The organism is Legionella erythra (genome assembly GCF_001467615.1).
In the GTDB taxonomy this organism is placed as follows: Bacteria; Pseudomonadota; Gammaproteobacteria; order Legionellales; family Legionellaceae; genus Legionella_C; species Legionella_C erythra.
Genome location: NZ_LNYA01000020.1, coordinates 27129 through 32938 on the forward strand (window position 1 = coordinate 27129; position 5810 = coordinate 32938).

Consider the following 5810-nt stretch of genomic DNA (forward strand, 5'->3'; position numbering starts at 1 on the left):
TCTTGAAGTCTTGCTCCACAAGCAAGGCAATAGCAAGCCTATGAAGTCTTGTTCCACCGGCAAAGCAATAGCAAGCTTTCATCTCCTCTGGAGGTTTGTCCCCTTGCATGCCTTGCCCGCGCAGGCAAGACACGGGTTTGGCTAGCTTTTTATGTGTGATACGGGCTTTTTCTCTGTCATCCCCCGCGCAGGCGGGGGACCCATCCCTTCGGTGGTACATAGCCATGGATGCCCGCCTGCGCGGGCAGGACAAAGGAGTGCATGAGGCTAACCCTTGAAGTCTTGCTCCACAAGCAAGGCAATAGCAAGCCTATGAAGTCTTGTTCCACCGGCAAAGCAGTAGCAAGCCTTCATCTCCTCTGGAGGTTTGTCCCCTTGCATGTCTTGCCCGCGCAGGCGGGCACCCATCTGCTTGCGCGCAGACGAATTAAGGGATAATGACCGGAAAATGGCACAATGGCCGGATTATCCCAGGTATCCCTCATCCGGGATCCTAATGGATGCCCGCCTGCGCGGGCAGGACAAAGGAGTGCATGAGGCTAACCTATGAAGTCTTGCTCCACAAGCAAGGCAATAGCAAGCCTATGAAGTCTTGTTCCACAAGCAAGCAATAGCAAGCCTATGAAGTCTTGTTCCACAGGCAAAGCAATAGCAAGACTTAATCTCGTCTGGATGGTTTGTTATGATAGAGGTTCATCATTATTGGGAACAGCCGCCATGGAATCAGGTTATTTATTAGTATTGGGTTTTTGCACCTGGACATTGATTTTATTGTTCAGTATTGGTTTATTGCGTGTCAGCCTCACTTTAAGCGGCCAACGCCGCGCCAATGCCTTTTCCCCGTTTGGTGATGACGTGTCACCTTTTGCCAATCGCTTATGCCGCGCGCATGCCAACTGTTATGAGAACCTTCCCGTGGTTTTGGGCGTGGTGTTTGTGGCGGCCATGACCCAGCAGTTGTTTATTATTAACCCTTTAGCGCTTACTTTTTTAACCCTGAGAGTACTGCAGTCCATCGTGCATGTGTTGTCGACGCGTGTCCTTGCCGTGCTTGTGCGTTTCCTGTTTTTTGTAGGGCAGGTGCTGATCCTTTCCTACTGGATTATCCGCCTGTTCAGTCATTCGCTATAAGCTGGCTTGATTATCAGCGGGCAGACACGTGAGTTGACGAGGTCATAAATACGGTTAAAATGGGCCTTCTAACAAGGAGATACCCTTATGCCGTTAGCGACTGTCGATATTCATGGGTTAGTCAAGAAAGAAACGGGAACGCTTGTTGAGACATGCAATTATGAACAATTGCGAGCTTTTTGCCTGGACGCCAAGCCTTTAGAGCCCGTCATTCAGGCGGTGAATCATTGGCTGCTGACTGACTGCGAGCAGGATAAAGAAGAGAGCAAGAAATCACTCACGCAGGCCTTTTTTAAGCAGCAGGAAGAACAGGACAGACAAGAAGCGGATAAGGATAAAAACGAGGCGGAGAAGGACAAAAGTTTGAGTGACTCGTTATCTCAGGCCCTGTTTGACTTGAACAAACAAATCAATCAGGAACAGCGTCGTCTCGATTCCCTTGCTTTGCGCCATCAAGGGATAAGCAATCAGCTGGTGGAGCTGAACAGGCAGATAAGCCAGTTAGAAGCCGTTCAACACACCCATGGCCACCTGGAGAATACTCATCACGGGCATACCGGCGTTACCCATCATCATGGGCACACCCTTTCAACTCCCCATCATCACCATGGCCACGGGGTGGTCGTGCATCCTGCAGAGGATTGGTCTGTATTGACATCACGACGCGCTAATCTGCAAGCGGAATGCCGCGATTTGGATCTTAGCGTGTCCAGTGCGCAGGCGAACTTGAAGCGATTAACGAATGCCTACAACAAAAACGAGATGGAATTAAACGAGGAGATTCCCCGACGGGGAAAGGAGCGTGAGCAGCGTGCGTTGGCCCGGCAAATGCGGGCAAAAGCGCGGGGTAATGATTCACTCGACCAATTATCAGCAAAAAACCGCCAGGAATTGGAAAAAAATATTCTTTTCTGTCAGAAAAAACTGGAAGAAAAGAAGGATGACCTTTTAAAGGCAGCGACAGAAATCAGTTATCGTCACTTTATTGAGACATTGCTTCATCACGCTGATCTGAGCCGGCTCGGTTCTAAGCAAAAACTCTTGTTATATATTGCCGAAACAATGTTTGCCTGGCTTCAGGAAAAAGAGCAGGAAAAACAGGCACGGGCGAATTTGGCGCGGGCAAACCTTCATTACACGACGCAGGACCAAATCCTGGAAAAGACAATAAGGCACCTGGGGATCCTTCAACAATCCAACCCTGAATTGCTAAAGCGCAATGAGCAATTGTCCAACAGTAACGAAGCCCTACGTGCCGAGATTGCTGGACGCGAACACGTGCGGCGTCGGGTTCTGATTGCTTCAGGATTTGCGCTTCTTTTCACCAGTGTCGGCATTGGTATTCCATTTGCCTTACCGTTAATCATGCTTCCCATCGCCGCCGGCTTATGGCCGCTGCTGTTTATACCAGGCGGGGTCGCCGCGCTGGTATTGGGGGGCTTGCTCATGACTGCCCTGGTTTATACCCTGATGAATCATGCCTGCCAAAATCAACACGAGCAACAGACCCGTGAAATCAGTCAAAATGCACGCACATGGCAAGAGCAATCAGGGGAAATGGACAAGCTTCAACAAAAAACAATTCCACAACTTCAGGATGAGCTTAAGCAGTGCGCTATACAGATAAGTGAAATTAACAACAAGGTTAGTTCCCACGAGAAGATGGCGGCCTTTTATTACCAAAAAGCAAGCCAGATTGAAGCTACAACCCCATCGCCTACCCCCAATCCAGAGGGTTTTTTCCCAACGCTCGCTAATGCCTATGCGCCTTCCGCGCCGCCTGTTGATTCATTGGAGGTTAGTTTTGAGCATTGATTTAATCATTGGATGCTGGTTAGGCTTTAATATCGGATCGATTCGCTCATAGGCGGGGTGTATTGAGAGTCTTTATCCGATTCAGGCGTATCGAAATGAGCGACTTGATCAGCAGGGGCGCTTTGAAGCCCTGGATCGGCAGACAAAACGACCGGTTCCTCTTTGGGTTTCAGGTACAGGGTGCTGGCTCTTACGTTTTTGTCATAGCCTGTTTTTCTCAAGCCCGACATCTGGGCATTGGCTTCTCTCTCCTCCTCTGTTTCAACGCGCGACGACATTAAGCCAACGGTCATGAGGTTAACCGCCTCAGGCGAAATCAGCTTAATCGCTGCCAGGAATTTGGCCACATACAACAATGGACTAAAGCCGCGTGTTTCTGAATCGCTGGTAACAGGCGCGCCCGTCGCCATTTCGACGTTATCGTGTTTGGTGCGCGTACTACCGTAGGCTTTAAAAAATGCCAATTTATCCTGAGGGGAGTCATTGTAACCCAGTAATACACCCTGATCGGCGAATTGCCTGCGCAAGGCGGCGCGCTGCTCATCAATTTCACCGGCACGATCGGCCGCACTCATGCAGCCGCCCATTAAGGCGCCGATGCTTTCAGCCAGCAGCCCTTCATAGTTGGCTTTGGCAATTTCCTTCCGATCAGCTAAATGTTTGATGTAGGAAGGGGCATGCAGGGGAAAGGCTAAAATCGTGATTGCCGTCGACAGGGTCCATAAAACAAATCGGGTAGCCCAATTGATCACATGGCCAATAACCGGAACGGTGTCGCGGACATCGCGGGTAAAATTGGAAATGACGCGTCGCATCGAACCAAACCAGGTTTCATGCACTGTGCATTTTAATTCAACGGCGGCTTGCAGACTTAAATTAAGATTTTCACGGTTAAGACCGTTTAAATCACCAGGTAGAGGCTGATTCCGCAAGAAGGCACTAACATTTCTTACGGCGGCTTTCACTGTCTCCCCTCGATGTTTATAAGGGGTAAACAGGGAGTGGTCGCGTGATTTTAAGAACTCAATAATGATGTTTAAGTCGGGGTTATTCAGCTGCTGGTTGCAGCGTTCGAATAAAACAACCGCGTTATTTATCAATTGCCGTGCGTCATTGACGTCATTGTTGCGAATTCGGGCCCGTGAATGCCACATATTCACGCAATTGTTGGTTTCCAAAAGACTGATTTCGACCTTCTGGTATTGATTATAGGGATAGGTGGCAAGCAGTTCTCCCCGTTGTCCGGATGGGCTTTTCTCATAGAGCTTCACCCCGGTGTCTGTTTCTTCAATGCATGATTTGTTGAGTATCATAACCGCATGCGGCTTTTCTCGCTGACACAGGATGAGGCTTTTGGACAACATGGTGCGAACGGCTGCATTGGCTTGCTGTTTCGCATCAATCACACTGCCGTCAAAACCACGGACGGCTTTGGTTTGATCCGGGGACAGGGTCACTTCATCGCCGATTAACGTCTGATGTAAAATCGTCAACGGGATGGAGCGATTGTCCTCACTCTGGAATAAACTCCCCCAGCTGTCCATGAACGCTGTGATTTCCTCTGCCAGGCGGGCTTTACTGAAAAGCTGCAGGTGGTTGAAGTCGGTTAGTTTTTGGCGCTCAATGGGGTTTTTAATTTCGAGCGGATCGGTAATGGCCATGCGTACATGGTGACCTATTTGTACCAGGCTGCCGTTATCATCCACTACAAAATCAGTGCAATCAAACGCATTGGCTGGATTGGGGGTAAAGCGGGTCATGGGGGTGGACGAGAGTGATTCAAGCTCGTCCTTGTTCGCATCAAGGAATTTTTCAAACCAGCTGCCGGTTAGGTTGCCTTTGTTCAACCCCAGCTTCCCGGCGAAATCTTCAAGCCATACCCTGTTTTTCTTTTTCCATAAATCCAATCGGCTTTTGCTTCCGGTTACCCGGAATTCCGAAGGGCCAAAAGTCATCGGTTCGGCATAGCGCAGCATGGTATGAGCGGACCCCGCTGCTTTATTTTCAACACTGCAATGCGCAGTACACAAATCCCTTTTCCAGACAAAATCACGAACCAGGGCAATGGCTTTTTCCGCATGGCTGCGTTTCTCAACCACATTGTATTCCACAAGCAATGAAGCCAGGGCGGCATTAAATCGCTTTAATTCTTTCATGGCGGCGGCAATTCTCTCCTTGCCTTCACTTGCTTCATGATGGGCCATCTTGTTTTTAAAGTGAAAGATAAGGTCCATCAGGGTTTTGATTGCTTTTTTATTGGGGTGGTCAGTCAGCGATTGCATGATACCCTGACTGTCTCGAAGTTTAAGCGGGAAAGCGTATTTCAATATTTCAATGACCGCATTGGCTGAATCAATGCCCCGGGCGAAAATATCGGAGATGTCGCTGTTGAAATTTTTTTCTCGTGTGGGGTCGTAAACACGAATGGTTTTTTCGCCAAACGCCGAGTCTTCATCAAATTGGATTTCAACGGATTTGGTGTTTAAATGCGCTTTGCGCAGCTCAATAAGGCGGGGTTGAAGTCCATATAATGCTTTAAGGTGTTCCAATGGGTTATTGGTGGATGGAGACGACATGGGGTTTTTGCTGGGCGCCATGAGACTAATCCAGCGAAGCTCAGCCTCTTTTCTTTTTTCTTCAAATGAGATATCGGCAATGGCTTGATGCAGTTCCAGAGCTTGTTGTTGAGTTAATGGCATTGTCGTTCCAAACGTCATCACAATATCTATTATTATATGTAATAACACAGTTTGCTTAACAAATTATTAACAAGTTGGCTAAACGCCTGTTTTTCCCACGGCCTACGCACTTCAATTTTCAATCAAACTGAGCAAATTTTCTAAAAAGGAATTGTCCCATCCACC

General features: G+C 48.6%; 4 protein-coding genes. 2 read left to right on the plus strand and 2 right to left on the minus strand.

All coding sequences use genetic code 11. The annotated features are described in order from the left end of the window. Nucleotides 1–226 (minus strand): hypothetical protein (locus Lery_RS15585; RefSeq protein ID WP_237759144.1); only part of this gene is annotated, 226 nt, incomplete at its 3' end. 491 nt (nucleotides 227–717) lie between these two features. On the opposite strand from Lery_RS15585, the gene Lery_RS04580 reads away from it, so the two are divergent. Both Lery_RS04580 and Lery_RS04585 read left to right on the plus strand, forming a co-directional pair. Then, nucleotides 718–1131 carry an MAPEG family protein gene (locus tag Lery_RS04580; protein ID WP_065230250.1) on the plus strand — a complete coding sequence of 138 codons (414 nt, stop codon included), beginning with the start codon at nucleotides 718–720 and terminating at the stop codon, nucleotides 1129–1131. Nucleotides 1132–1218: 87 nt separating this feature from the next. Beyond that, nucleotides 1219–2946: a hypothetical protein gene (locus tag Lery_RS04585; protein ID WP_058526082.1), complete on the plus strand. Its 1728-nt coding sequence runs from the start codon at nucleotides 1219–1221 to the stop codon at nucleotides 2944–2946. A gap of 26 nt (nucleotides 2947–2972) precedes the next feature. Here Lery_RS04585 and Lery_RS04590 read toward each other — a convergent pair whose 3' ends face one another. Beyond that, entirely contained in the window at nucleotides 2973–5645 is a 2673-nt protein-coding gene (locus tag Lery_RS04590; RefSeq protein ID WP_058526083.1) for a hypothetical protein, read from the minus strand. Nucleotides 5646–5810 lie beyond the last annotated feature (165 nt).